28 protein-coding genes and 3 tRNA genes are annotated in these 25,773 nt (G+C 62.8%); 14 read left to right on the top strand and 17 right to left on the bottom strand.

What is annotated here, in order from left to right:
- Window positions 1-21: 21 nt before the first annotated feature.
- The 4 genes from gltX (at window position 22) to ACTG4K_RS02870 (ending at window position 1,845) form a co-directional block, all read left to right on the top strand.
- Entirely contained in the window at window positions 22-1,410 is a 1,389-nt protein-coding gene (gltX, locus tag ACTG4K_RS02885) for a glutamate--tRNA ligase (RefSeq protein WP_439112698.1), read from the top strand.
- A 78-nt stretch (window positions 1,411-1,488) separates the two neighbouring features.
- Window positions 1,489-1,564, top strand: a tRNA-Ala gene (locus tag ACTG4K_RS02880).
- A 72-nt stretch (window positions 1,565-1,636) separates the two neighbouring features.
- Window positions 1,637-1,712: transfer RNA gene (locus ACTG4K_RS02875), tRNA-Glu, on the top strand.
- Between the two features lie 56 nt (window positions 1,713-1,768).
- Window positions 1,769-1,845, top strand: a tRNA-Asp gene (locus ACTG4K_RS02870).
- Between the two features lie 163 nt (window positions 1,846-2,008).
- Here ACTG4K_RS02870 and ACTG4K_RS02865 read toward each other — a convergent pair.
- Complete coding sequence (locus tag ACTG4K_RS02865) at window positions 2,009-2,395, bottom strand: hypothetical protein (RefSeq protein ID WP_439112697.1); 387 nt, start codon at window positions 2,393-2,395, stop codon at window positions 2,009-2,011.
- Here ACTG4K_RS02865 and ACTG4K_RS02860 point away from each other — a divergent pair.
- From ACTG4K_RS02860 to ACTG4K_RS02845, 4 genes are all read left to right on the top strand, one after another.
- Window positions 2,394-3,032, top strand: a complete 639-nt coding sequence (locus ACTG4K_RS02860; RefSeq protein WP_439112696.1) for a peroxiredoxin — start codon at window positions 2,394-2,396, stop codon at window positions 3,030-3,032. The two genes, ACTG4K_RS02865 and ACTG4K_RS02860, sit on opposite strands and share 2 nt — an antisense overlap.
- A 110-nt stretch (window positions 3,033-3,142) precedes the next feature.
- On the top strand, window positions 3,143-4,036 hold the full coding sequence (locus ACTG4K_RS02855; protein ID WP_439112695.1) for an MBL fold metallo-hydrolase: 894 nt from the start codon (window positions 3,143-3,145) through the stop codon (window positions 4,034-4,036).
- A 76-nt stretch (window positions 4,037-4,112) separates the two neighbouring features.
- Window positions 4,113-5,843 carry a SulP family inorganic anion transporter gene (locus ACTG4K_RS02850; RefSeq protein ID WP_439112694.1) on the top strand — a complete coding sequence of 577 codons (1,731 nt, stop codon included), beginning with the start codon at window positions 4,113-4,115 and terminating at the stop codon, window positions 5,841-5,843.
- A 213-nt stretch (window positions 5,844-6,056) separates the two neighbouring features.
- The gene (locus tag ACTG4K_RS02845; protein ID WP_439112693.1) at window positions 6,057-6,392 is read left to right on the top strand and encodes a hypothetical protein; all 336 of its coding nucleotides are present in this window, start codon (window positions 6,057-6,059) and stop codon (window positions 6,390-6,392) included.
- Here the strand turns inward: ACTG4K_RS02845 and ACTG4K_RS02840 are convergent.
- The 4 genes from ACTG4K_RS02840 to petA all read right to left on the bottom strand — a co-directional run bounded on the left by ACTG4K_RS02840 (window position 6,351) and on the right by petA (window position 8,004).
- Window positions 6,351-6,959 carry a hypothetical protein gene (locus ACTG4K_RS02840; protein WP_439112692.1) on the bottom strand — a complete coding sequence of 203 codons (609 nt, stop codon included), beginning with the start codon at window positions 6,957-6,959 and terminating at the stop codon, window positions 6,351-6,353. The two genes, ACTG4K_RS02845 and ACTG4K_RS02840, sit on opposite strands and share 42 nt — an antisense overlap.
- A complete protein-coding gene (locus tag ACTG4K_RS02835) occupies window positions 6,884-7,147 on the bottom strand; it encodes a hypothetical protein (protein WP_439112691.1) in 264 nt (87 codons plus the stop codon). Before ACTG4K_RS02835 ends, ACTG4K_RS02840 begins: the two co-directional genes overlap by 76 nt.
- 13 nt (window positions 7,148-7,160) lie before the next feature.
- On the bottom strand, window positions 7,161-7,418 hold the full coding sequence (locus ACTG4K_RS02830) for a hypothetical protein (RefSeq protein WP_439112690.1): 258 nt from the start codon (window positions 7,416-7,418) through the stop codon (window positions 7,161-7,163).
- An 85-nt stretch (window positions 7,419-7,503) separates the two neighbouring features.
- Window positions 7,504-8,004 (bottom strand): ubiquinol-cytochrome c reductase iron-sulfur subunit, encoded by a 501-nt coding sequence (gene petA, locus ACTG4K_RS02825; RefSeq protein WP_439112689.1) that lies wholly within the window; start codon window positions 8,002-8,004, stop codon window positions 7,504-7,506.
- A gap of 50 nt (window positions 8,005-8,054) precedes the next feature.
- On the opposite strand from petA, the gene ACTG4K_RS02820 reads away from it, so the two are divergent.
- Window positions 8,055-8,981 carry a sigma 54-interacting transcriptional regulator gene (locus ACTG4K_RS02820; protein ID WP_439112688.1) on the top strand — a complete coding sequence of 309 codons (927 nt, stop codon included), beginning with the start codon at window positions 8,055-8,057 and terminating at the stop codon, window positions 8,979-8,981.
- Here the strand turns inward: ACTG4K_RS02820 and ACTG4K_RS02815 are convergent.
- Genes ACTG4K_RS02815 through ACTG4K_RS02795 form a run of 5 tightly spaced genes read right to left on the bottom strand, consistent with a single transcriptional unit; the run spans window position 8,941 to window position 12,741 of the window.
- A complete protein-coding gene (locus ACTG4K_RS02815; RefSeq protein ID WP_439112687.1) occupies window positions 8,941-9,549 on the bottom strand; it encodes a class I SAM-dependent methyltransferase in 609 nt (202 codons plus the stop codon). The genes ACTG4K_RS02820 and ACTG4K_RS02815 overlap by 41 nt on opposite strands.
- A gap of 10 nt (window positions 9,550-9,559) precedes the next feature.
- Complete coding sequence (locus ACTG4K_RS02810; RefSeq protein ID WP_439112686.1) at window positions 9,560-9,727, bottom strand: hypothetical protein; 168 nt, start codon at window positions 9,725-9,727, stop codon at window positions 9,560-9,562.
- A 22-nt stretch (window positions 9,728-9,749) separates the two neighbouring features.
- A complete protein-coding gene (locus ACTG4K_RS02805; RefSeq protein ID WP_439112685.1) occupies window positions 9,750-10,661 on the bottom strand; it encodes a DMT family transporter in 912 nt (303 codons plus the stop codon).
- Window positions 10,662-10,684: 23 nt separating this feature from the next.
- Window positions 10,685-11,197 (bottom strand): methylated-DNA--[protein]-cysteine S-methyltransferase, encoded by a 513-nt coding sequence (locus ACTG4K_RS02800; RefSeq protein ID WP_439112684.1) that lies wholly within the window; start codon window positions 11,195-11,197, stop codon window positions 10,685-10,687.
- The gene (locus tag ACTG4K_RS02795; RefSeq protein WP_439112683.1) at window positions 11,194-12,741 is read right to left on the bottom strand and encodes a DNA-3-methyladenine glycosylase 2 family protein; all 1,548 of its coding nucleotides are present in this window, start codon (window positions 12,739-12,741) and stop codon (window positions 11,194-11,196) included. The genes ACTG4K_RS02800 and ACTG4K_RS02795 overlap by 4 nt, the downstream gene beginning before the upstream one ends.
- Before the next feature lie 133 nt (window positions 12,742-12,874).
- On the opposite strand from ACTG4K_RS02795, the gene ACTG4K_RS02790 reads away from it, so the two are divergent.
- Window positions 12,875-14,257: a phosphomannomutase/phosphoglucomutase gene (locus ACTG4K_RS02790; protein WP_439112682.1), complete on the top strand. Its 1,383-nt coding sequence runs from the start codon at window positions 12,875-12,877 to the stop codon at window positions 14,255-14,257.
- A 9-nt stretch (window positions 14,258-14,266) separates the two neighbouring features.
- On the opposite strand, the gene ACTG4K_RS02785 is transcribed toward ACTG4K_RS02790, so the two are convergent.
- The gene (locus ACTG4K_RS02785; RefSeq protein WP_439112681.1) at window positions 14,267-15,550 is read right to left on the bottom strand and encodes a 3-deoxy-D-manno-octulosonic acid transferase; all 1,284 of its coding nucleotides are present in this window, start codon (window positions 15,548-15,550) and stop codon (window positions 14,267-14,269) included.
- Window positions 15,547-16,932, bottom strand: a complete 1,386-nt coding sequence (locus tag ACTG4K_RS02780; protein WP_439112680.1) for a 3-deoxy-D-manno-octulosonic acid transferase — start codon at window positions 16,930-16,932, stop codon at window positions 15,547-15,549. Before ACTG4K_RS02780 ends, ACTG4K_RS02785 begins: the two co-directional genes overlap by 4 nt.
- 53 nt (window positions 16,933-16,985) lie before the next feature.
- On the opposite strand from ACTG4K_RS02780, the gene ACTG4K_RS02775 reads away from it, so the two are divergent.
- From ACTG4K_RS02775 to ACTG4K_RS02760, 4 genes are all read left to right on the top strand, one after another.
- Entirely contained in the window at window positions 16,986-17,690 is a 705-nt protein-coding gene (locus ACTG4K_RS02775; RefSeq protein WP_439112679.1) for an acylneuraminate cytidylyltransferase family protein, read from the top strand.
- Window positions 17,687-18,730, top strand: coding sequence for an N-acetylneuraminate synthase family protein (locus tag ACTG4K_RS02770; RefSeq protein ID WP_439112678.1), 1,044 nt, complete (start codon window positions 17,687-17,689; stop codon window positions 18,728-18,730). Before ACTG4K_RS02775 ends, ACTG4K_RS02770 begins: the two co-directional genes overlap by 4 nt.
- Window positions 18,731-18,733: 3 nt before the next feature.
- On the top strand, window positions 18,734-19,849 hold the full coding sequence (neuC, locus tag ACTG4K_RS02765; protein ID WP_439112677.1) for a UDP-N-acetylglucosamine 2-epimerase: 1,116 nt from the start codon (window positions 18,734-18,736) through the stop codon (window positions 19,847-19,849).
- Window positions 19,850-19,914: 65 nt separating this feature from the next.
- Complete coding sequence (locus tag ACTG4K_RS02760; protein WP_439112676.1) at window positions 19,915-20,931, top strand: class I SAM-dependent methyltransferase; 1,017 nt, start codon at window positions 19,915-19,917, stop codon at window positions 20,929-20,931.
- Here the strand turns inward: ACTG4K_RS02760 and ACTG4K_RS02755 are convergent.
- The 5 genes from ACTG4K_RS02755 to ACTG4K_RS02735 are packed head-to-tail and all read right to left on the bottom strand — an operon-like array spanning window position 20,928 to window position 25,765.
- Window positions 20,928-22,169, bottom strand: coding sequence for an O-antigen ligase family protein (locus tag ACTG4K_RS02755; protein ID WP_439112675.1), 1,242 nt, complete (start codon window positions 22,167-22,169; stop codon window positions 20,928-20,930). The two genes, ACTG4K_RS02760 and ACTG4K_RS02755, sit on opposite strands and share 4 nt — an antisense overlap.
- Window positions 22,169-23,284 carry a rhamnan synthesis F family protein gene (locus ACTG4K_RS02750; protein WP_439112674.1) on the bottom strand — a complete coding sequence of 372 codons (1,116 nt, stop codon included), beginning with the start codon at window positions 23,282-23,284 and terminating at the stop codon, window positions 22,169-22,171. The genes ACTG4K_RS02755 and ACTG4K_RS02750 overlap by 1 nt, the downstream gene beginning before the upstream one ends.
- Window positions 23,285-23,305: 21 nt before the next feature.
- Complete coding sequence (locus ACTG4K_RS02745; protein ID WP_439112673.1) at window positions 23,306-24,667, bottom strand: TolC family outer membrane protein; 1,362 nt, start codon at window positions 24,665-24,667, stop codon at window positions 23,306-23,308.
- Between the two features lie 59 nt (window positions 24,668-24,726).
- Complete coding sequence (locus tag ACTG4K_RS02740; RefSeq protein ID WP_439112672.1) at window positions 24,727-25,077, bottom strand: rhodanese-like domain-containing protein; 351 nt, start codon at window positions 25,075-25,077, stop codon at window positions 24,727-24,729.
- A 10-nt stretch (window positions 25,078-25,087) separates the two neighbouring features.
- The gene (locus tag ACTG4K_RS02735) at window positions 25,088-25,765 is read right to left on the bottom strand and encodes a protein-L-isoaspartate O-methyltransferase family protein (protein WP_439113127.1); all 678 of its coding nucleotides are present in this window, start codon (window positions 25,763-25,765) and stop codon (window positions 25,088-25,090) included.
- Between the last annotated feature and the right edge of the window lie 8 nt (window positions 25,766-25,773).

Here is a 25,773-nt window from a genome sequence, read left to right as displayed (position 1 = left end):
CCACTGCCACCGATTCAACACATGACTACGTCCATACGCACCCGTTTCGCCCCATCGCCCACCGGCTTTATTCACCTGGGCAATATCCGCTCGGCTCTGTACCCCTGGGCCTTTGCCCGCGCCAACGGCGGCATCTTCATCTTGCGCATCGAAGACACCGATCTGGAGCGTTCGTCACAAGCTGCGGTGGACGTGATCATCGAGGGCATGAAGTGGCTGGGGCTGGACCACGACGAAGGCCCGTTCTACCAAATGCAGCGCATAGACCGCTACAAGGCGGTGCTGGCCGAGATGGTGGACGCTGGCCATGTGTACCCGTGCTACACGAGCATGGCCGAGCTCGACGCGCTGCGCGAGCGCCAGATGGCCAATAAAGAAAAGCCGCGTTACGACGGTACCTGGCGCCCGGAACCCGGCAAGGTACTGCCGCCAGTGCCCGAGGGTGTCAAGCCCGTGCTGCGGTTCAAAAACCCGCAAGGCGGCGTGGTGGCGTGGGACGACAAGGTCAAAGGTCTGATCGAAATCCGCAACGACGAGCTTGATGATCTGGTGATCGCCCGGCCCGATGGCACGCCCACCTACAACTTCTGCGTGGTGGTGGACGACATCGACATGGCCATCACCCACGTCATCCGCGGCGACGACCACGTAAACAACACGCCGCGCCAGATCAACATCTTCAAGGCGCTCGGCAAAGAGCCGCCGGTGTACGCCCACCTGCCCACCGTGCTGAATGAGCTGGGTGAAAAGATGAGCAAGCGCAATGGTGCCAAACCCGTCACGCAGTACCGCGACGAAGGCTACCTGCCCGACGCGATGGTGAACTACCTGGCCCGCCTGGGGTGGAGCCACGGCGATGACGAAATCTTCAGCCGCGCGCAGTTCCTCGAATGGTTCAACCTGGACCACCTGGGCCGCAGCGCCGCACAGTTTGACGAAGCCAAGCTGCGCTGGGTCAATGCGCAGCACCTGAAAGCCATGGACGACAACGCGCTGGCCCCGCTGGTGGCTGTGCAACTTGAGAAACGCGGTATCGCTGTGGATGAGCGCCTGCCCCGCATTTGCGCCCTGTTCAAAGACCGCTGCGACACCACCGTGGCCCTGGCCAACTGGGCGGCAGCGTTTTACGCCGACATCACACCCAACCCCGAAGAGCGCGCTCAACATGTGACCGACGCCGTGCGCCCAGCGGTGCTTGCGCTGGCCGAGAGGCTTGCCACCTGCGCCTGGGAACGGGCTGCGATTGCTGTAGCCATCAAAGAGGTGCTGGCAGCACACGGACTGAAAATGCCCCAATTGGCCATGCCCGTGCGCGTGCTGGTCATGGGGACCGCACAGACGCCTTCGCTTGATGCGGTGCTTGAATTGCAAAAACAACAAACAATTTTGGACAGATTGCAAAAAGCTTGAAATTTGTCCTATAATTTGAGGCTTGGCGGGATGCACTTAACAGCGAATAACTGGAAAGCGCAAAACGACAAACCCTGTGGGGGTATAGCTCAGCTGGGAGAGCGCTTGCATGGCATGCAAGAGGTCAGCGGTTCGATCCCGCTTACCTCCACCAAAAATTTAGCTTCGCGTCTTAAAATCGATTTTATCGGTATATAATGTGAAGCTCGGTTAGTTCCAAGGTTTTGACCCTATCGTCTAGAGGCCTAGGACATCACCCTTTCACGGTGAGTACCGGGGTTCGAATCCCCGTAGGGTCGCCAAGTTTGTGGCACTTGGCTTGAAGCTGAAAAGCATCAGGCAAAAGCTGCACCACTGCGGAGTGGTAGTTCAGTTGGTTAGAATACCGGCCTGTCACGCCGGGGGTCGCGGGTTCGAGTCCCGTCCACTCCGCCAGAAAAGCAATAAGCCGTTGAAAGTCATTGATTTTCAACGGCTTTTTTGTTTTTGCTGCGCAGTGCTCTCACCGGATCGCACCATCCAGCCCGAGAACACCCACGCACCGCTTGAGCGGAGATGTGGCAACCTTCGCTCTCAGCATGTTCAGCGACAGCTTGGGTCATTGCAGGCGCCAAAAGTTCGTCTGCTTATGGCGAATCTGTTGATTGCGCCAGACCGCCCCGATCACCGCTGACAGACCCCTGTGCTTGGCCACGGGCGGTGCAGCCTGCTTGCCCGCGTGAGCCGTTCCGTTGTGGCGCGCGCCAACCGGATAAGCGCCTCCCGGACAAGCGCCACCGTGCAGGGCTGACCAACGGGCTCTTCTCAGACTGGCCAGCGCCATCCCCGGTGCGGGCAGCGGACCTATCGGCTCGATCAACAAATCCAACCACCTCATTGATTTTTCGCAAGTGGCCAACGCCCACGGGTGTCCATACTTCATTTGTCGATTGAAAAAATCTTTCAATCGGCATTCTTGATAGTCAATCAAAAAGGAGTTCATCATGGAACAAGTCGTCACTTTCCCCCGCCTCAACGAAGCCGCACCCGCGTTTCACGCCAAAACCACCCACGGCGAACGAAGCCTGGCCGACTACAAGGGCAAGTGGCTGGTTCTGTTTTCGCACCCGGCCGACTTCACCCCGGTGTGCACCACCGAGTTCATCGGGTTTGCCAACGCTGCGGACACCTTCAAAAGCATGAACTGCGAGTTGCTGGGCTTGTCGATCGATAGCCTGTACTCGCATCTGGCCTGGACGCACAACATCCAGGACAAGTTTGGTGTGCACATTCCGTTCCCGATCATCGAGGACATCAAGATGGATGTGGCCCGCGCCTATGGCATGGTTCACCCTGGTGCGGCCGATACACAGGCCGTGCGTGCCACGTTCTTCATCGACCCGAACGGCATTCTGCGCGCCATGGTGTATTACCCAATGAGCAATGGCCGCAGCATCGACGAGTTTGTGCGCTTGCTCCAAGCCATGCAGACCAGCGACAAAAGCCAGGTGGCAACCCCTGAAGGCTGGGTGCCTGGCCAGGACGTGATCGTTCCGCCACCCAAGACGGCCGAAGCCCTGGCCAAGCGCGCCAGTGAAGGCTACAAGATGGTCGACTGGTATTACGCCACCAAGTCGCTGTGACACACAGGTTCGTGGCCCCGTGCCACGGACTTGAGGTTTGTCGGAAACCCATCAACCTGTCAAACGGCGCGGCCTGGCCCACAAGGTCTGCGCCGCGCTGCACAAACACCATGAACACCCCCCGCATGCATGTCGAGTCGTATTTCGACCCGGCCACATCCACTTTCAGCCACATCTTGTGGGACGCCTCCACAGGGCAGTGCGCCCTGATCGACAGCGTGCTCGACTACGACCCCAAGTCGGGTCGCACCGACACCGCCAGCGCAGACCGCCTGATCGACCGCGTGGGTGAACTGGGCCTGAGCGTGCAGTGGTTGCTGGAGACACACGTACACGCTGACCACCTCTCCGCAGCGCCCTATTTACAGCAGCGCCTGGGTGGGCTCATTGCCATTGGTTCGCACATCACCACCGTGCAAAAAGTCTTTGGCAAACTTTTCAATGCGGGCACCGAGTTTGTCCGCGATGGCAGCCAGTTTGACCGGCTGCTGGTCGATGGCGAAAGCTTCTCCATTGGGCACTTACAGGCACGTGCGCTGCACACCCCTGGCCACACGCCTGCTTGCATGACCTACGTGGTGCGAGACCACAGCGTGGACCCGATACGCACCGCGGCCTTTGTGGGGGACACGCTGTTCATGCCCGATTACGGTACCGCGCGATGCGATTTCCCGGGCGGCAGCGCCAGCACGCTGTACCAATCCATCCAGAAGGTGCTGAGCCTGCCGCACGACACCGTGCTGTACCTGTGCCACGACTACCCACCCAGCGACCGCGAACCGCAATGCCTGACCACTGTGGGCGCCCAAAGGGAAGCCAATGTGCACGTGCACCAGGGCGTGTCCGAGGCCGAGTTTGTGCGAATGCGCCAGCAGCGCGACGCCACTTTGGCCATGCCGGCGCTGATCCTGCCGTCGGTGCAGGTCAACATGCGGGGCGGCCAGCTGCCGCCGGCTGAAGACAACGGCGTGACCTATTTGAAAATACCCATCAACGCTGTGTGAGCGCACCCGCACCCGCACCGGCAACGGCAACGGCAACGGCGCGATGCCAAACCCTCAAGACCGACTTGCTCCGCCCATGAAGCACACCCTGGCCCATTGGTTCCCCATATTGGATTGGGGAAAAAGTTACAACCGCGCGCATTTCAGTGCCGACGCGGTGGCGGCCGCCGTGGTCACGCTCATGCTGATTCCGCAGAGTTTGGCCTATGCGTTGCTTGCGGGCTTGCCACCCGAAGCCGGGTTGTATGCCAGCATGGCGCCTTTGGTGGTGTACGCTGTTTTGGGTACCAGCAGCACCCTGGCGGTGGGGCCGGCCGCGGTGACGTCGCTCATGACTGCCGCAGCGCTGGGCTCGGTGGCCGCAGCGGGCAGCCTGGGCTATGCCACGGCTGCGACCTTGCTCGCACTGATCAGCGGCTTCATGCTGTTTGCCATGGGCGCGCTGCGCCTGGGTTTTGTGGCCAATTTTTTGAGCCACCCCGTCATCTCGGGCTTTGTCTCTGCCTCCGGTTTGCTGATTGCCGCCACGCAACTCAAACACCTCATGGGCGTTCCGTTGACCGGGCAGACCTTGCCCGAACTGCTGCCCAGCCTTTGGCAACACGCGGCACAGGTGCACTGGCCCACGCTGGGCATTGGCTTGGCTGCGTTGGCGTTTCTGATGTGGGTGCGCCGGTCGCTCAAGGCTCGACTGCGCGCCTGGGGCCTGGGGCCGCTGGTGGCCGATGTGGTCACCAAGGCCGCGCCGGTGCTGGCGCTGGCGGTGACCACCCTGCTGGCCTGGGGCTTGCGGTTGGACGCAAGCGGCTTGCGGGTGGTGGGCGCTGTGCCCGGGGGGCTGCCGCCGCTGACCATGCCGGCGCTGAACGCTGACCTGTGGCCACAGGTCAAACAGCTGGCCCTGGCCGCGCTGCTGATCAGCCTGGTGGGCTTTGTGGAATCGGTCTCGGTGGGGCAGTCGCTGGCGGCCAAACGGCGCGAGCGCATCGAACCCGACGCCGAGCTGCGTGCATTGGGTGCCAGCAACATCGCAGCCGGTCTCACCGGCGGGTTTCCGGTCACGGGTGGGTTTGCTCGTTCGGTGGTCAATTTTGATGCTGGGGCGCGCACGCCGGCTGCGGGCGTTTTGACCGCCTTGGCCTTGCTGCTGGCGGCGCTGTTGCTCACCCCTGCCCTGTATTACCTGCCCCAGGCCACACTCGCCGCCACCATTGTGGTGGCCGTGCTCACGCTGGTCGACTTCGGTGCGTTCACCCGCACCTGGCGCTACGCCCGAGCCGACTTCACCGCCCTGGCCCTGACGTTTTCGCTCACACTGCTGTGGGGTGTGGAGGCTGGGCTCAGCGCCGGCGTGGGTGTGTCCCTGCTGCTGTACCTGTGGCGCACCAGCCGCCCGCACATTGCCACGGTGGGCCGAGTGCCTGGCACCGAGCACTACCGCAACGTGTTGCGCCATGCGGTGCAGACGCACCCCCGCGTGCTCAGCCTGCGGGTGGACGAAAGCCTCTACTTTGCCAATGCACGCTATCTTGAAGACCATATTGCCGCCCAGGTGGCCGCGCACCCCGCCATTGCCCATGTGGTGCTGCAGTGCACCGCCATCAATGCCATTGACGCCAGTGCGCTGGAAAGCCTGGAAACCATCGTGCACCGACTCAAGGATGCCGGGGTGCAGATGCACCTGAGCGAGATCAAGGGCCCGGTGATGGACCGGCTGGAGTGCAGCGATTTCCTGACCCATCTCACGGGGCGTGTGTTCCTGACGCACCACCAGGCCATTTCGGCGCTGACCGAGGCGCAGCCTTAAGTCCCGCTGCCGTCTTGCAGTTCGGGTGCCGGGCTCGCCATGCATCCTGATGCAAAGCGGAAATTTGGTTGGCGTTGAAAGCGCCGAAATTTGCACGGACTTGCGATTCCTCATGGATACCCAGATGAGCATGTGAAGACTGGCGTGCGTGCTGGCGGTAGCTGCCACCTTGACCCGATTTCACGTTTGTCCATCCATTCAAGGCGTTCGCGCATGAAGAAGCTGATCGGCCTGGGCGCTGCCGCCCTGTTGTTGTCGGGTGTGGCCCAGGCACAAGAGCTGTTCGTCAACATCCAAAGCGGTAACACCCTGGCGCAAGGCGCTGGCTTGGTGCTTGCCGGTCAGGCCCTGAAGCAAAAAGCCAGTGTGCGCGTGCTGCGGTGTGGCGCCGCTGGTGACATGGCTGTGACGGGCAAGCAAGGCCCAAGATGCAAGCCGCGCGACGCCACCAAGCAGCAGGTGCTGCAAGGCGTGATCAAGGGAGGTGCCTGGGTGGCGGTGTGCGCTTTACCTGCCCACCACCGGCCGGAAGGCGATGGACCTGATTGAAGGCGTGACGCCGGCCAAGCCAGCCGATGTGGCAGCCCATTTGCTCAAGCCGGGTGTGAACAGCATGAGATCGGCCGGAAACGAGCCGCCTTCGGTCACCACACGGTCGGCGTCAAAGCGCAACAGCTTGTGGCCCAGCCGGGTGCCGATGCCACGGCGTGCCATCTCGGCCAGCAGGTGTTGCACCGCCGTCGGGCCCAGGCGTTCGCCCGGTTCGGTGATTGGGTTGAAAAAGACGGTGTCGAACTGGTTGCGCCGGCCTTCGCGTTGGAGCGGTTCGTCGATGCCGAACAGGAATTCAAACATCGGCCCGCCGCGCACCGTGCTGGGCTCGTGGGGGTTGCCGGCAAAGCCCATGGCCATGGCCATGGTGCCACCGGTCATGGTGCGCAGCCGGTCGCGGATGTTTTCGGCCGCGGCGATGCCTTCGCAGGGCGTGATGGCGTGTTGAATACCCCGCAGTTTTCTGATGAAGCGCCCGCCGCTGGCGATCACCAGCGCGTCGTTGCGCCGCTCGCCGGCCGTGGTGAGCACCACCCGGCCACCGTCTTGCAGACTGGTGACCACGGCACCACCAGTTGCTCGCGCGTGCGCAAGCCCGACGGTCTCCGGATGATGCCCGGCAGGTGGTGCCGTTCGGCGCGCGATACCACCGGGGTCATGTGCGCGTCGGGGTCGCGCTGGCGGATTTCCCGCACGGTGGACAAGGCGCCAAAGCCGGCGCCAATGACGGAGATCTGGTGTGCAGGTTGCATGGTGTCGGTATCCTTATTTGGCCTCGTGACCAGTGGGGTGCAGAGCCGCCGCGCGGGCCAGAAAACCGTCGCGCGAATGGCCCGCACACAGCGGGTGCGGGCAGGCATCCACCGCCAGAAGAGCGCCGCAAAACAAGCGGTCGCGCCAGGCGAAGCTGAGGCAGCCCAGGGTTTGGCCCGGTGTGGCCAGCTCAGGCAGGTGCTCATGGCCGAAGCACACCACATTGCCATAGGCGGCGCGCTGTGTGCCCGGTACGCCGTCGCCCTGCACCAGCTCGGCCAGCAGGTAGCTCAGCTCACCGCTTTAGGCGCCGTGCAGGATATGGTCGTGCATCGGTCAATGGAGGCGGATCGGCTCATGCTGCGCTGTTGTCCTCGCCAGTCAGCAGGGTGTTATCGGCCAGGTATTTGTGCGGCGGCACCCGCAGGTTGGTGGCGGCGGGTTTGTTCTTGAACACGCGGCCCGCAAAGTCAAAGGTGAAGCCGTGGCAGGGGCAAAAGAAGCCGCCCTTCCAGTCGACTGGCATGCAGGGCTTTTTGCTGCCTTCGTTCAAGTTCACGGGTGAGCAGCCCAGGGGCGTGCAAATGCCCACCGTCACCAGCACCTCGGGCTTCATCGAGCGGTGGGTGTTGGTGGCGCAAGGCGGCTGCTGCTGCTTTGAATCGGGGTCTGCCAGGTCGGTTATGCCGTCGAGCTGGGCCAGCATCTCGGGCGTGCGGCGCATCACCCACTTCGGTTGGCCGCGCCATTCGACCACCATGATCTCGCCAGGGTGGATGTCACCCACCTCCACCTCCACCTGCACGCTGGCGCACTGTGCCTTGGCACGCTCGCGGGGCAGCAAAGCTGCTCTCAAACGGCACGGCCAACGTCGCCTACCGACGCGCCTACAGCCCCGAACGCAGCGTGATTGGACACATCTGCTGCGAGGTGTCGCACCACTTTCAGGTGCCCTGCGACCAGGCGGGTGAATCGTGCCCGCTGGCCCAGGCGCGGACATCAGGCCAGCGCGAACGCGTGCTGCACCTGCACCACACGCCGCAGGGCGAGGAGTACGTGAATATTGAGATCAGCCCACTGCGCGACGGTTCGGGCCAGCAGGCTTTTTTTGTAGAAAAGATGGCGCCCATGAAAGTGGTCCATAGCCGCTCGGTGGCGCGTGGCCAGCCCGCGCGCGGGCAAGGTCTGATGGTGGATTGCTCCAGTTTGCCGGAAACCCTGTTCGAGTCCGAGCTGTTTGGCCACGAGCGCGGCGCTTTTACCGGTGCCAACACCAGCAAGCCCGGCCCGGTGGATGCGGCCAGTGGCGACACCCGGTTTCTGGACGAGGTGGGTGACATTCCCCTTCTCATGCCAGTGAAGCTGTTGCGTTTGCTGGCGTCGGGCAGCTACCGCAGGGTGGGCAGCAACGAGCGGTGCCATGCCGACATTCGTGTGGTGTCGGCCATGCACCGCGACCTGGAAGCGCTGGTGGCCCAGGGTCAGTTCCGCGAAGACCTCAACCACCGCCTGAGCACATTTCCTATTGCGTTACCGCCCTTGCGCGAGCGGCGCAACGGCATCGCGATGCTGACCCACGCGCTGCTGGTGCGGCTGGCGCCCAAGGCGATGGCCTTGTTGTCCGCGCAGCCGTTTCCGGGCAATGTGCGCGAACTGCGCGAACTGCGCAACCTGCTGGAACGCACCACGCGGTTGTGCGCTGGCGGCCGCACTGGGCATCAGCGAGCGGTCGCTCTACCGCAAGCTCAAAGCCCTGAACTGAAAGGCTGCACGTTTTCTTGGCCAGGCACGGTCAAGCCGGTTCCGGCCTGGCACGGCCGACAAAACGCGTGACGTGCGCCAAGCCCTGGTGCCCCGGGCCTTCGTCCAGCACCAGCTCGCCGTGCCACAACAGCAGCTCGTCGAGGCCGGCAAAGTCCTTGTGGAGCATCGCCGGTGTGTAGAGCATGGCCGCGTCTTTCGGACCACCGCTGCGGTGCTGCAGCTGCAGCGGGTGAAAGCTCTCCAGGATGAGCAGGCCACCGGGCCGCAAGCCAGCGGCCAGCCGCTGGTGCGCAGCAGCGCGGATGCTGGGCGGCAGGTGCACGAAGGTCAGCACCACGGCGTCAACGCTGGCGGGCTCGGGTGCCCAGTCGGCCAGGTCGCCGAGCACGGTCTGCAGAGTCACGCCCCGTTCAGCCGCCAAGGCCTGGGCTTTTTGCAAGCCCACAGCAGAGCCGTCCATGGCGCTCACGCGGTGGCCCTGCTGCGCCAGCCAGACGCCGTTGCGGCCCTCGCCGTCGCCGGGCACCAGCACGTCGCTGCCGGGCCTGAGTCGGTGCGCCTGCGCCACCAGAAACGCGTTGGGGGCGGTGCCGTACTTGAAGCCCGTGACAGAAAAATGGTGGTCCCAGAAGTTCATGTGACCCAGTCTACAGGTCGTCGTGGTCCGCTTTCTGCAAGGCCACTTTCTCGGTGCGGCGTTGCGCGGCCCTGCTCTTGCCGTGGGCCCCTGCTTTGCGCTGCGCGGCAGGCGCCACCAGCGGGTTGCGCGGTTTGGGTACCTTCAGTCGCAGTTTCTTGTCGCGTGCCGAGTTCATGGGGCCTCCTGTATGTGCTGGCTTACACCGCGCGTTCCAGCCAGCGCAGCCGCACCAGGCCCGTGGACAGAGCCGTGCCGCAGACGATCACGACACCGCAGAGCACCATCCACGAGGTGATGCTTTCGCCCAGAAACAGCGCGCCGTACATCAGCGCAAATACCGGAACCAGAAAGGTCACGGTCAGGGCTCGGCTAGGGCCGGCTTTGGCGATGATGCGAAAAAACAGGATGTAGGCGATGGACGTGCAAAACAGGGCCACCGCAGCCAGGGCTCCCCAAGCGCCCAGGCTGACCGGCTGCGACGGCCAGAGCCAGAGCGTGGGAATGGCCAGGCCGAGTGCCGCGCCCATTTGGCTACCCGTGGCGGTGGCCAGCGGGTGGGCGCCGGTGAGGTAGCGCTTGGTGAAGCTCGCGGCCAGGCCGTAGCACAGCGTGGCCAGCAGGCAGGCGCCCATGGCGAGCAAGGTGGTGCCGGTGGAGCCCGCGCCGGCCACCCCGGTGGCGCTGAAGCCTGACTTGCCCACAACCAGCAGCGCCACACCCACAAACCCGATCAGCAAACCGAGCATGCGCGAACCGCTGGGCCGGTCTTTCAGCCAGAGCCAGGCCACCAGCGCGCCCGACAATGGCACCGTTGCGTTGAGGATCGACGTCAGGCCGGTGGTGATGTGCATCACTGCAAAGGCGAACAAAGCAAACGGAATGCCGGAGTTGAGCAGTCCCACAAAAAGGATCGGTTTGGCGCGTTGCCTGAAGTCGGCCCAGACGCCTTTGACCAAAAACACCGGCAGCAAAAACAGCGCAGCCAGCGCCACACGCATGCCCGCGGTGGGCAGGGCGCCCAATTCGGCAGCACCCAGACGCATGAACAAAAAAGAAGAGCCCCAGAGTGCGGCGAGCAAAAAGAATTCGGCAATCAGGGTCGGTGACATGGAGATGGGGGCTGAACCAAGGTCTAGAAAAGACCGTCGCCGTGCTCCAGGCGGAGCAGGGCAGCTTTGCGGTCAAGCCCGCCAGCATAGCCGGTGAGCGAGCCGTCTGCACCGACCACCCGGTGGCAGGGCACCACGATGCTCAGGGGGTTGCGCCCGATGGCGGTGCCCACAGCGCGCACGGCGGCAGGGCGGCCGATCTGGGTGGCCAGTTCACCGTAGCGCAGCGTCTGGCCGGCGGGTATGGTGCGCAAGGCTTGCCACACCGACTGCTGAAACGGCGTGCCGCCCGAGAGGTCCAGCGGCAGGTCGAAGGGGTTCAACTCGCCAGCCCAATAGCGGGTGAGCTGCTGCACGGCGGCTTGCAGCATCGGGTGGCTGGCATCGGCGGGCCAGCTTTGGACAAGGCTGTCAGCCGGCAGGTGGCGCTGGTTGGTGAACCAGAGGCCTGCCAGCCCCTGGGCGCTGGCTGCCAACAGCAGGGGGCCCAGCGGTGAATCGACCGTGGTTTTGACCCAGTGCGGGCTGTTTTTCATGGGATGGTTTCCTGTGGAATGGTGGTGCCGGGTGCCTGGTAGGTGCCAGCCCAGGCGCGCAGCACCGCGTAGCTGCGCCAGGGTTGCCAGGCGCTGGCCAGGTTATCGGCTTGGCGCCGGGTGGCGGCACCCTGGCGGTGGTTCAGGCCCAGCGCCTGGTGCAGCGCCACATCACCCGTGGGCCAGGCGTCGGGCCAGCGCAGGGCGCGCAGGGCGATGTATTGCGCGGTCCAGGGGCCTATGCCAGGCATGGCCTGCAAGGTTTGCAGCGTTGACGAAAGATCGGCCTGGCCGTCCAGGTCCAGCGAACCGTCGGCCACGGCGCGGGCCAGCGCCTGGATGGCGGCTTGCCGCTGGCGCACGATGCCCAGCTCGCCCAGCGCGTGGGGCTCGGCGCTGGCCAAGGTGTGGGCCGACGGGAACAGACGGTGCAGGCTCGCAAACGGTGTCTCGATGGGTTCGCCAAAGCGCTCCACCAGCCGCTGGGCCAGGGTGCGCGCCGCTGCCACCGTGATCTGTTGGCCCAGCACCGCTCGCACGGCCAGCTCAAAACCATCCAGCCCACCGGGCACCCGCAAGCCGTCGCCAGTCGGAAAGTGGGGGTGCAGCACCGCGTTGATGGCCTGCGGTTCGGCGTCCAGGTCAAACAGGGCGCGCACCCGCCAGATCAGGCTGGGCAGCACCGCCTGCAGGCTGTCGCTGGTGTGCAACTTCAGCCGGTGGGCAGCAGGCTGCAACTGCGCCACCAGCCAGCCGCTGTGCGGTTGACCGCCCACCACCAGCCGCACGGTGCGGTGCAGGCAAAGCGCTTCCGGTTGCACCCATTCCACGCCAGGCAGCTGCCGCGTAGCCAGAAACCCGAGCAGGGCCACGGCATCGTAGGGCGGGCGCCACGACAGGCGCACGGTGGCGCCCGCAGGTGCGGCTGCTTGGCCGCTGGGCGCGGGCTGGCTGCGGCGCATTTGCGTGGGGCTGAGCCCGTAGCGGGCCTGAATGGCGCTGTTGAATCGCCGCAAGCTGGTGAAGCCGCTGGCCTGCGCCACCTGAGGCACCGGCAAGCGGGTGTCGGCCAGCAATTGTTTGGCGCTGAGCAGTTTGCGTGTTTGTAAATATTGCTGGGGCGACACCCCGACGTGCGCCTCAAAGATCCGGCGCAGGTGCCGGTCGCTCACACCCAGGCGCGCCGACAGCCGACTGATAGCGGTGCCATCTGCTAATGGGGTATTCCAGCTTTGCGGGTCGTCCAGCAAGCGCATGGCTTGGCGCGCCAGAATGGCACCGGCGTCTTCGGCAGACCAGTGGCGGTCGAGCGGTGCGAGTTCGGGCCGGCAGCGCAGGCAGGGCCGAAAACCGGCCTGCTCGGCCTGTGCCGCATGGTCAAAAAAACGGCAGTTTTCACGCCGTGGCGTGCGCACACGGCACACCGGGCGGCAGTAGATGCCTGTGGACGTGACGCCGATGAAAAACCGGCCGTCAAAGCGCGCGTCGTGCGAGCACAGCGCGCGGTAGCGGGCTTCGTCGTCGAGCGTGGCAGCGTGGTTCATGAGCCACATCGTAAGCCCGACGGGCTGCCCTGGCTGGCCATTTCCGGACATGGTTTTTGAGCTTTCTTGCCGGTGAACCTGCCGGCTGTGCCACCTACAATGCCGGCACCTAACGTATTCAGGGAAACCCAACATGCAAGTCGCCGCGTCCATCTTCAAGGCCTACGACATTCGCGGCATTGTGCCGAGCACGCTGAACGAAGCCGTGGCCGAGGCCCTGGGCCTGGCCTTTGGCACCGTGGCCATGCGCCAGGGTGAGCGCACCGTGGCGGTGGGGCGCGACGGCCGCCTGAGCGGCCCAGCCCTGGCAGCGGCACTCATCCGCGGCCTGGTGGCCGCAGGTGTGGACGTGATCGACGTGGGCCTGTCCACCACGCCCATGCTGTATTTCGCAGCCAACACGCTGTGCAGCAGCGGCATACAGGTCACGGGCAGCCACAACCCGAAAGATTACAACGGCTTCAAGATGGTGCTGGGTGGGCGCGCCATTTATGGCGACGACATCCAGGCCTTGCGCCGCATCATCGAGGCAGAAAGCCACCAGCTCGCCGAGGGCGGGCGCGTGCGCCATGTGAATGTGCTCAAGCCTTACACCGACCGCATTGTGGGCGACGTGAAACTGGCCCGCCCGATGAAGGTGGTGGTGGACTGCGGCAACGGCGTGGCCGGCGCGTCGGCCCCGGCGCTGTTCCGGGCGTTGGGGTGCGAGGTGGTTGAACTGTTCAGCGACGTGGACGGCAACTTTCCCAACCACCACCCCGACCCGAGCAAGCCCGAAAACCTGCAAGACGTGATGCGCGTGCTGCGCGAAACCGATGCCGAACTGGGCTTGGCCTTTGACGGCGATGGCGACCGCCTGGGCATCGTGACCAAAGAAGGCCACAACATTTACCCCGACCGCCAGATGATCTTGTTTGCGCAAGACGTGCTCGCGCGTGTGCCCGGCGGCAACATCATTTTTGACGTCAAGTGCTCGCAGCGCCTCGCACCCGCCATTGAGGCCGCAGGCGGTGTGGCCCACATTTACAAGACAGGCCACTCGCTCATCAAGGCGCGCATGAAAGAGCTGGACAGCCCGCTGGGCGGCGAAATGAGCGGCCACATTTTCTTCAAGGAGCGCTGGTACGGTTTTGACGACGGCAGCTACGCTGGCGCGCGTCTGCTGGAAATTGTGAGCCGCAGCCCGAATGCCAACGCGGTGCTCAACGCGCTGCCCACCAGTTTCAGCACGCCTGAACTCAATGTGGCCTGCGCCGAAGGCGAGCCGCACGCGGTGGTGGACCAACTGGTGGCGCTCGCCCGGTTCGACGCGCCAGCCAAGATATCCACCATCGACGGCGTGCGCGTGGACTGGCCCGACGGTTTTGGCCTGATCCGCGCGTCCAACACCACCCCGGTGCTGGTGCTGCGTTTTGAAGGCCACACGCCCGAAGCCCTGCACCGCATTGAAACCGCCATGCTCGCCCTGCTGAAACAGGCCAAGCCCGACGCGGTGGTGGGCGCCAGCGCGCACTGAGGAGCTGGTTTACGGCGCGTTTGTTGCAGGCAGCAGAGCCAGCAGGTGCGCAATGTGCACAGCGCTGCGCTCCGTGTTGTCGGGTCCGTCAGCGCTCCGCTGTGGCCCGGTTGCTTCGGTGGCAGCCCACACCTCGCGCACGGCTGCTGAGAGCGACTCGGGGCTGGAGGCCAGCACGCTCAAGCCCTGGGCGTCCAGGTCGGCGTAGCTTTCGCTGAAGTTGTGCACCAAGGGCCCATGCAACACGGTGTTGCCCAGGGTGGTGGCCTCATACGGGTTGTGTCCACCCACAGGCACCCACGAGCCGCCCACCATGGCCACGCGGCTCAGGCGGTACCACAGCCCCAGCTCGCCCATGGTGTCTGCCACGTAGCACGCGGCGTGTGTGGGCAACCTGGCGCCTTGGCTGCGCAGCGGGGTGGCCGGGCCACACAGGGTCGCCACCATCGGGCCGCGGCCCGCGTCGCGCGGTACCAATACCAGCAGCGCATCCGGGTATTTGCGGCGCAAAAGGGCGTGTACAGCCAGTGCCAGCTCTTCTTCGCCCGGATGGCTGGAGGCCAGCACCCACACCGCGCGGCTGCCCAGCGCGGTGTGCCAGCGTTGCAGCTCGTCGGTGTCGGCCGCAGGTGGGGGCACCATGGCCTTGATGGTGCCGGTGATCTCGACCCTATCCGCCTGGGCGCCCAGCGCTTGCAGGTGGCCAGCCGTCTCGGCGTTTTGCGCCCAGATGGCGTCAAAACCCGCCAACAGCGGCGCATACAGAGCGCGCCCCCAGCGCCGCTTGGCGGCCGAAGCGCCGTTCAAGCGGGCATTCACCAGCACATGCCGCGTTCCGCGTTGAGCCGTGGCATCTATCAGGGCCGGCCACAGGTCCATTTCGCACCACAAGGCCAGGTCGGGTTGCCAATGAGCCAAAAACTTCGCCACATTGCTGGGTGTGTCCACCGGCGCAAACCAATGGATAAAGTGCGGCCCCAGCTGCTGCCGCGCCAGCGCCTCACCCGACGTGCGGGCGGTGGTGGTGATCAGAAAGTGCAGATCTGGGCGTTGCTCATGCAGTCTTTTGAGCAAGCCCGCCAAGGCCAGGGCCTCGCCCACGCCGACCGCATGGCCCCACACCAGCGTGCCCTGTGGGCGTGCGGGTGCGTGGCGCATCCAGCGCTGGTCCAGGCTTGTTGGCGTTTCCTTGCCCTGTTGAAGGCGGCGTTTGAGCCACCAGCGCCACAGGGGCGAAAGTGCCTCAAACAAGGCGCCGTAGATGCGCAAAGCGCGGGGTCGGTGAAGGTTCATGTTCTGGAGCGTTCGCTGAGCCATGCCGAGAACACCGCCATGTGCTTGGCAGCCGACCCGGCATGCGTGGCATTGAAGTGTTGTGTCTTTTCTACCAGCGCCGCATACGCACTGGGTTCAGCCAGCACCGCGGTGAGCTGACGGGCCAGGTCGTCACCGTTTTTCGCATGGTGCAGCACACCGGCCTCCAGGGCCTCCAGGGCCGGGTATTCAATCCCCCGCACACTGGGCCCGGTCCACACCGGCTTGTTGATCGCCAGCGGTTCAATGATGTTGTGGACGGCCTTGTCGCCAAACGACGAACCCACCACCACCACCTGGCTCAACCCCAGGTAAAAATACATTTCGCCAAGGGAGTCGCCCAGCAGCACATCGGTTTGCGTCCAGTCGGGTGTGTGCTGCCATTGCAACTTTGCATCCAGCGCCTGGCTGCGCCGCACCACGCGCATCCCCGCTTTTTGCATCAGCTCGGCCACCGCATCAAAACGCTGCGGGCTGCGCGGCACATACACAAACAACGGGGCAGGGCGCCCCGCTTGGGCCAGCGCGCGCTGCATGGCTTGCATGGTGCCGATAAAAATGCCGTCCTCGCCCACAATGGCGCTGGCAAAACACACCACGGGTCTGTCGTGCAGCCAATAGGTGTCAACGGTGTTGGCAGCGGCTTCAAGCTGGCTGGCTGACACGGGCAGGTCAAAACGCGTCTCGCCCACAATGGCGACCCGCGGGCAGCCCACCTTTTCAAAGCGCTGTGCCTGCAGGTGTGACTTGCACATCACCAGCTCATACGCTTTGAACAGACGGGCCCGAAAACCGCCCCAGCGCTGATCGCGCTCAAAGCTGGCACGGGGGTATTGCGCATTGGCCATGGCCAGCGGCACACCAGCCCGGCGCACCGTGGCCAGCAACACCGGCCAAGTGTCAATTTCCGTCATCACCGCGCAGCAAGGCCGCACACGGGCCAAAAAGCGGCGTACCGCCCAGCTCAGCTCCAGCGGGGCATAAGCCACTTGCAGGCGCCCTTGCTGCATAGCTGCACCAAACAGCTGCTGTGCCGCCAGCCGTCCCGCAGGGGTGAGCGTGGTAACGAACACCGAGTGGCCTTGCGCCAGCAGCGCGTGCACCCAGGGCGCCGCACCCCGCATTTCCCCCATCGACGCCGAGTGAACCCAGACCGGCTGGGCCAAGGTCAAGGTGCAGTGGACTGCGCCAAAACGCTCGTTCCAACCTTGCCGGTACAAGGGTTCCTTGTCCCCGCGCCGCCACAGCAGCGCCCAGACCAACGGCAGCAGCAAGTGCCACATCAACTCATAGGCCCTGATGATCAAGCCCAGACCCCAGCTGGGAAAAGGCGGTGCGGCAAGGTGAGGTGGTTGGTTCATGGGGCAAAAACGGGCGCCATCGGGTGGCTCAACGCTTCAGTATAGTTAGGCCCATGCCCGTCACACCGCCACCGACCCCCTGGACCGCCGTCATTCCCCTGCGCGGAGGCTCCAAAGGCCTGCCCGGTAAAAATACCCGTTTGTTGGCTGGCAAGCCGCTCTACCGCCATGCGGTTGATATCGCCTTGGCAGCCGGTGCCAGCCGCGTGATCATCAGCACCGACATCACCGAGGTGCTGACCGCCGGTCTTCCCAGCGGCGTCACCACACTTCACCGCCCCACCGCGTTGTGCGGCGACACCGTGTCGATGGCACCCGTGCTTTTGCACGCGCTGCAAACCGAAAAAGTGCGTGGCGCGGTGGTGTTGCTGCAAGCCACCTCGCCCCTGCGCGTGCCGGCCGACGTGCAAGCCGCGCTGCGCAGTTTGGCCAGCGGCGAGTTCGACTTGGTCATGTCCGTCACCGAAGCTGACCGAAGCGTTTTGAAGTGGGGGCAAATCGAAGATGGCCGCTTTGTTCCCTTGTCGCGCCCCGAACACTGCTTCGCCAACCGCCAGAGCCTGCCCGCTGTTTACAAACCCAACGGCGCGGTCTACGCCATGCAGGCCCACTGGTTTGTAAGCAACCAGGGCTTTGTCACCCAACGCATGGGCAGCGTGGTCATGCCACCTGAGCGCAGCCACGACATCGATAATCTCTCTGACTTTGAGCGCTGCGAAGCGCTCCTCAACGCGCTCCCCGCAGGAAATCCCCTATGAAAATCGCCCACCGCGAAATTGGCCCGAAACACCCCCCCCTGGTCATCGCCGAAATTGGCATCAACCACGGCGGCAGCCTGGATGTGGCCAAGGCCATGGTCAGCGCCGCGCACCGCGCTGGCTGCGAAATGGTGAAGCACCAGACCCATTTCGTCGACGACGAAATGACCGACGAAGCCAAAGGCATTTTTCCGCCCAACGCAGACGTATCCATTTGGGAGGTCATGGCCCGCTGCGCCCTGTCCAAAGACGACGAAATCGCCCTGAAAAAACACGCCGAAGACCTCGGCCTCATCTACATCTCCACGCCCTTCTCGCGCGCCGCCGCCGATTTCCTGGTCGACATTGGCGTGCCCGGCTTCAAAATCGGCTCGGGCGAAGCCAACCACGTGCCCCTCATCCGGCACATCGCAAGTTTTGGCAAACCCGTCATTCTCAGCACCGGTATGCAAACCATCGACAGCCTGCGCCCCTCAGTGCAAGCGCTGGACGATGCGGGCATCGAATACGCTCTGCTCGAATGCACCAACCTCTACCCCTCGCCGCCTGAAATCGTCAGCCTGCAAGGTATCACCGAACTGCGCCACGCCTTCCCGCGCGCCGTTATAGGCTTTTCAGACCACAGCATTGACCCCGAAATGGCGCTGTCCGCCGTGGCGCTGGGCGCCTGCATTCTGGAACGCCATTTCACCGACACCCGCTACCGCAAAGGCCCGGACATCATTTGTTCCATGGACCCCGCCGAGTTGCGGTTTCTGATTGACCGCTCGCGCGAAATTCAAATTGCGCTGAACAACCCCAAGGTGCGCACTGCACCCGAAGAGGACGTGTACCGATTCGCCCGCGGATCGGTGGTGGCCGACAAAGACCTGCCCGCCGGCCACGTGGTGAGCGCCGCCGACATCTGGGCGCGCCGTCCTGGTTCGGGCGAAATTTCCGTGCAGCACTTCGACCGCCTCATCGGCTCGCGCCTCACGCGCGCCGTCAAGCGCAACCAGCAATTGCTGTGGAGCGACCTTGATGGTGTGCAACCCGAGTAGACGATGAGTAAAAGACTCCTCTTCGTAACCGGCACGCGGGCCGACTACGGCAAGCTCGAACCGCTGGCTATTGCCGCCCAACAGGCGGGCTTTGCTATCAGTTTCTTCATCACCGGCATGCACATGATGCGCCGCTATGGAGAAACACGGCTGGAGGTCAAGCGTTTCGCAGGTGCCGACTTCTTCGAATTCGTCAACCAGCGCGAGGGCGACGCCCAAGACTTCATCCTGTCCAAAACCATCCTCGGCTTTTCCGATTTTGTGCACGAACACCGGCCCGACCTGGTGGTCATCCACGGCGACCGTGTGGAGGCGCTGGCCGCCTCCATCGTTTGCGCCATGAAATACATTCCATCGGCGCACATCGAAGGCGGCGAAGTGTCCGGCACCATCGACGAAAGCATCCGCCACTGCAACACCAAGCTCTGCGCTACGCATTTCGTCAGCTCAGAATCCGCTCGCGCCCGTGTGCTTGCGCTCGGCGAATCGCCCGACAGTGTTTACAACATCGGCTCACCCGAGCTCGACACCCACGCCAGGCCCTCGGGCGTGACGATTGAGGAAGTCAAGCAGCGCTACGCGATACCTTTTGACGACTTCGGCATCGTCATCTTCCATCCCGTCACGTCCGAGGCCGACACCATGGGCGCGCAAGCCCAAGCACTGTTTGACCGGCTCGAAGCCAGTGGCAAAAACTTTGTCGTCATAGCACCCAACAACGATCCCGGCACACAAGACATCTTTGCGGTGCTGGAGCGTTTGCCCAAGGAGCGATTCCGGCTCATCCCGTCAATGCGCTTCAACTACTTTTCAGAGTTGATGAAAAACGCCGCGGTGATGGTGGGCAACAGCAGCGCTGGAGTGAGGGAAGCGCCTTTTCTTGGGTTGCCTAGCCTGGATGTGGGGACGAGGCAGACGAACCGGGCGCAGTCGTCCTCCATCGAGGCTTGTTCATCCTTCAATACCAAGGTGATCGACCGCTTCTTACTGGAGCGATGGGGACAACGAATGCCCATGGATTCATCTTTCGGGATGGGGGATGCAGCAGCGCGTTTCGGCGAAATCCTGAGGAACGTCAGCTACTGGAGCCGGCCCGCACAAAAGATTTTCGCTGTCTAAACTAAAACTTATCCCATACCAACCAGCGATGCCCTTCACAGCGGGGACGACTTTTAAAGTCCGAGATGAACGAGATTGACGATATGGGGCGTTGGCCCGAGGTGGAGCTTCAGACCATGGATGTATGTCCCGTCTGCAGCTCGACCCACCGCGATTTGCTGCACGAGGGCGTTAGAGACTGGAGCTTTTTCAGCGCACCCGGATCTTGGAGCTACTGGCGCTGCCGCGAGTGTGGCAGTGTGTATCTAAACCCCCTACCCAGGCCCGAAGCGATCGGGCGTGCATATGCAAGCTATTACACCCATGTGGGTGTGACCAGTGGCATTGGCTGGAGGCGTTTAAAAACTCGTTGGAAGAACGAGCGACTTTCTGTGCGCTTAGCGAGAAACATCAGCCCGCGCCTGCACCTTCCAGGTTTTCTGGCGTCGTTCGTTTCGCTCAAAGCCAACCGCATGGACTTGGCCTTTGGATGGCAAGAACTCGCTGAGCTCAACCCAGGTGAACTCATGGATGTTGGTTGCGGTGCTGGGGCGACATTGGCACTGGCACGCCAGTTGGGTTGGATGGTTCACGGTTTAGAGATGGATCCGGCGGCGGTTCAGGCCGCACGAGATGATGGACTCGATGTTCTGCAAGGTGGTTTCGAACGGCTCGGCGAATTCACGGCAGCCTTTGATGCTCTCGTCTGCTCTCACGTGATCGAACATGTGTTCGATCCGGTGGAGATGATCCGTCTCATGCATGCTGCCCTGCGCCCTGGAGGTGTTTTATTGCTTGCGACACCGAATGCGGAAAGTGATGTTCACCAGCATTTCGGAAAATACTGGCGAGGACTGGAAGCGCCTCGACACCTTGTTCTTTTTACTGAGTCCACTCTCTCAGACTTGCTGACGGCTGCTGGTTTTCAGGTGAAATCGCATTCAGACGGATGCTTGGAAACCGCACGGGAGTCGGCCCGAATTGCCCGGCAAGGCCGTAGAGTTGTTGCGGCCGACCGTGAAGAAGCCAGACGGTTGGAGCATGCGCTTGCCCGTACGCCCCAGGGTCAGGACTTTATCAAGCTCGTGGCCAGCAAGCGCTAGTTGAGTTGCGCGGTGTTTGCGGACGGAGGGGGGCGTGCTGAGGCCAACAACAGCGCAAGCATGGCGAAGAAGAAATAGCTCTGCCCTCGAAACCAGAGCGGCACATTGAACAAGCTATCAATCATCAAGATGGCCAGAAAGACCATGAGCAAAGTTCTTTCGGGTCTGAGTGACTTGTAAGCGCTCACGAAAACACGCCATAAAAACCAAAGAAAGGCCGCAAGCCCGAGCAAACCATATTCCATGCTGAAAAATAGGTATTGGTTGTGTGGATGCTCGCAAACCCAGGTGCAATGCCCGAAGTGTTGAGCAGCCAGATCCCGGTAGGTACCGGCCCCGGTTCCTGTGAAAGGATGTTCAATTGACTGGTCCAACGCGAACCGCCACATGTCGATGCGCGCACCAAGAGAAGTGAGTTCAAACGGTTTGTAGTTAACCACTTCAGAATACGCTAGGACGATCCGATCGCGCATCAGGGGACTGGTAACAATCAGCAGGCTACTCATTAGCATTGCGGCGCCACCCACCCAGACCAATTTTTGGCGCGGGATGTGCATGAAAAGGAGGACAGCCGATGCAACGATCAATGCCACCAGTCCTGAGCGCGCCTGCACCAGAAAGACCATGCTAATCAACGCGAGTAGCGCAAGTGTGATCCACAAGTACCTCTGTTTTTGAGTCTGGCAGTTGATCGCTCGATGCACACACACCGCAACAAACATGGCGGTCATCAGGCTCTGAGACACATGTTCGATAAAGACACTGTGGTCCTGCCCAAGCCCCTGGTTTTGGGTTCGGGACCATGGCAAATCAATCACGACGTTTGCGTACGTCGAGAGCACCACCAGCACCATGGCGGCTATGAAGGCCAACCACGCTCTTTGGCGCCAACGTTCATCACTGAAGGTTGTGATGAGCATCAAAATCAGAGGAAGTTTGCTGTAAACCTTTAGCGTGTGCAGCACTGCTATCGATGGAGCTGGGCTAAACAGCGACCACACAAGCACGACGGCTGAAAGCGCGAGAACCGGTGTCGTGATGGGGTTCTCCCTCAGCAGTTGCCATTTGGCGCGGTGATTGCCCTCGGACAGCCAAGACAGCACAAACAGCAGCCCAGCAACAAGGAAAAGAGAGCGCGAAACCGGTGCAGCAAAAACAAGTGCTACGGCACTCCAGCCGCAGACTGCCTGGATCAAACCTGTGCCGAGCGATGTGCCGTGCTTGAGATGGGATGTCATTAAAAAAAGGCGCGCTCTTTTTGCGCCAATACTTTGTCAATTTCGTCAAGGATGCTTGGATGGGCAGCCCGCAGCTCGTTTTTTGCCATCCTCTGGCGGACGGTCAGCAGTGCAGCCAAGTTGTTTCTGTCACGGGCTTTCTTCAGGTACGGAACTTTGAAGGTGGTCAGGGACGAGATGGGTGCTGTCGCAAGAATATTTTGCTTTTCGGTCGCGGCCAAGGCCAGCGACAAAGCCTGTAAACGCCAAGTTGGCGTGTCGCTGAAGCTTTTGGTTGCGGCCTGAATACTATCGGTGATACGGTCATCGATGCTGACAAGATCGCGCAGTAGCTGCATCAAACGCTTATTAGGCAGTGCCTGCGTGTGTTCATCAAACGCACGGCGGGTGTAGACAGCTTCACAGGTCACACCTGCATCGATCAGGGCATGTGTGAACCCACGTTCACCATTGCGGATAGTTTTGTATTTGTTGTTCGAATTGGGGTATTTTTCCCAAAAAGCTTTGAAAGCCGGATGCTTCCAGGCCTCTTTTTTGATCATCAGGAAAAATGAACCGAAAAAGGGGCGTTTCTTTTTTGGAGCGCCCTCTGTGTTTCGCACAGGGTCCAACTGCAGCGCACCGACCACTGCGGCGGGCATCGCTTCCATCTGATCGGTCAATATCTCATCATCGTACAGTGGAAACCAGATGCTGTCATTGAGGATGATGAGCGTGTCTGGGTCGATTCCCCACTGTTGCAGCATCCATATCCCATCGCGGTATCCACCGAAATCGTAGCCAAAATTCGGACGTTCGATGATGCGCCATGTAGAGGGCGCCAACATGTTCTTGTCTTTGATGGACAGCGCAGCGTTGCTGACAATCAGCGGTGCGTAGCCTTTTTTGACTAAGTGCTCGCAAGTCCAACGGGTGGATTCACAGACGCCAGCGGGTTGATACAGGAGTAAAAGGGCAATTTTCGATCGCTCTGCGATCGCTCCATTCTGTGTTTTGATCACAGCCCCACGTGAAGAATCGTATCGCTTACGTTGTTTGGGCTCCCGAAAAAATTCGGGTATTCCTCGTAGCTGCTGCCCGATCCGGTCGATTTCTCTGCGCAGTTTCCAGCTCAAGAGACCCATTGATGCAATCTCTTAACGTACCAACAACGCGTTGATCGGCTGCAAATCTTGCGCCGCCAGCTGCCCGCTGGCCTGCTTCAACCGCAGGCCGCCCAGCAGCACGTTGTAGCGGGCCACGGCCAAGTCACGCTTGGTCTGGAACAGCTGGCTCTGGGCGTTGAGCACGTCGATGTTGATGCGCACGCCCACCTGGTAGCCGAGTTTGTTGGCGTCTAGCGCGCTTTGGCTGGAGGCTTCTGCGGCTTCCAGCGCTTTCACCTGGCCTTGGCCCGAGAGCACGCCGAAGTAGGCGGCGCGGGTGGCCTGGCTCACGCCGCGTTGGGCGGCTTGCAGGTCGGTGCGTGCTTTGTCTGCCAGCGCCAGGGTTTCTTTGATGCGGTTTTGCACGGCGCCGCCGGTGTACAGCGGCATGTTGAACTGCACACCCACGCTGGCTGTGTTGCTGCGCACGTAGCCCAGCGCTGGGTTTGAGGCGGATGGCGCCCGCGCGATCTGGTACTGCCCCACCAGGTCCAGCGTGGGCAGGTGGCTTGCTTCGGCTTTGCGGGTTTCCAGTTGGGCAATTTCAAGGCCTTTGGTGGCTTGCAGCACGGCGGGGTGGCTGGTTTCGGCCTGGGTTACCCAGGCCTGCGGGTCTGCCGGGGCCAGGGCGGGCAGCGCCACTGGTGCCGCCAGGCGCTTGGGCGCCACGTTGGCTTTGCCCACCAGTTGGTCCAGGGCCAGTTTCTTGACTCGCAGGTCGTTTTCGGCGGCAATTTCTTGCGCCAGCACCAGGTCAAAGCGGGCCTGGGCTTCGCGTGAGTCGGTCACGGTGGTGGTGCCCACCTCAAAGTTGCGTTTGGCGGCGGCCAGTTGCTCGGATACGGCCGATTTTTGGGCCTTGACGAAGGTGAGCGTGTCTTCGGCGGCGAGCACGTCAAAGTAGGCCTGCGTGGTGCGCACGATCAGGTCTTGTTCGGCGGTTTCGAGCTGGGCTTTGGCAATGTCGATGCTGAGTTGTGCCTGGTCGTTGGCCAGCTTGTTGGCTGGGCGGTACAGCGGCTGGCTGGCCGCGAGCGCCACGTTTTGGCTGTTGCTGGTGCCGTCTGGCGTGGTGCCTGAGTTGTCGCGGCGGGCCCAGTTGGCGGCGGCAGACAGCCCCGCCTGAGGCAGCAAGCCGGCATGGGCTTGGGCAGCTTTGGCTTGGCTCGCTTCAAACTGGGCGCGGGCAGACAGGTAGGTGGCGTCAAAGCCGCGCGCGGCCTCGTAGAGTTCCACCAGGCTTTGGGCCTGCGCGCCGGCGGTGCCGCCCAACGCCAGCAGTGCAACGAAGGCCAGGCGGCTCAGCGCTGGCGGACGTTGGGTGTGTGACGGGCGGTTGGAGTGGGCGTTCATGGAATTTCCTTTGAGGCGTGGCGGTATGGGCAGCAAGGCGCAGTGGGGCTCTTGGTCGGTCAGTAGAGCGCAACCGTGGGATCGAGCTCGTGCGACCAGGCGTTGATACCACCGTGGATATTGACGACTTCGGTGAAACCGTTGTTCATCAGGAAATGCGCCACCTGGGCGCTGCGGGCGCCGTGGTGGCACAGGCAGGCAATGGGCTGGCTGCGGTCCAGTTCCAGGTAGCGGGCGGGCACGCTGCGCATGGGCATGTGCAACAGCTGGAAGCCGCTGGCTTTGACCGATGCGGTTTGCAGTTCCCAAGGCTCGCGCACGTCGAGCACGATGGGCAAGGCGCCCGGCGGCGTGTGGGCCTCGGCGGCTTTGAGCCAGTCCTGGAGTTGGGCGGGGTGGATCGAGATCATGGCGGGGTGCTCAAAACTGGAAGCGCGAGGGCTCGGGGAAATTGTGCAGGCGCGGTGCCACGGTGTCCCAGGGCTGGGCGGTCTGGAACGAGGCGTCGCCCACGCGGGTGACCACCGTGGCGCGCATCATGGGCTCTTGCCCAACAATGGCCACCAGCCGGCCGCCTGGGGCCAGCACGGCCAGCAGCGCTGGCGGAATTTCGGCCACCGAGCCGCTGAGCACGATGGCGTCAAACGGACCTTCGGCGGTGCAGGCGGCAAATTGGTTGGCGGCGGCGTCGGCGGTGCGCACATCGGCGTTGGTGATGCCGACTTTTTGCAGGTTGTCGCGGGCGGTGCGGGCCAGGTTGGGGTCGATTTCAATCGACACCACGCGCTGCGCCAGGCTGGCCAGCAGCGCGGCCATGTAGCCGCTGCCGGCGCCCACTTCCAGCACCTTGTCGGACGGCTTGAGCTGCAGGTCTTGCAGCAGGCGGGCTTCCACCTTGGGCGCCAGCAGGCACTGGCCTTCCACGGCCGGGTGGGTCAGGGGCAATTCCATGTCGGCAAAGGCCAGCGCCTGGTGTGCGGTGGGCACAAAGGCTTCGCGGTGCACGCGGCTCAACAGCGCCAGCACGCTGGCGTCCAGCACTTCCCAGGGGCGGATCTGCTGCTCGATCATGTTGAAGCGGGCCTGATCAAGGCTCATGGGGGCGG

Source organism: Hydrogenophaga sp. (genome assembly GCF_965657535.1).
In the GTDB taxonomy this organism is placed as follows: Bacteria; Pseudomonadota; Gammaproteobacteria; order Burkholderiales; family Burkholderiaceae_C; genus Hydrogenophaga.
The sequence above is the reverse complement of the archived record's forward strand: the minus strand, read 5'-3'. Positions and strand labels throughout refer to the sequence as shown.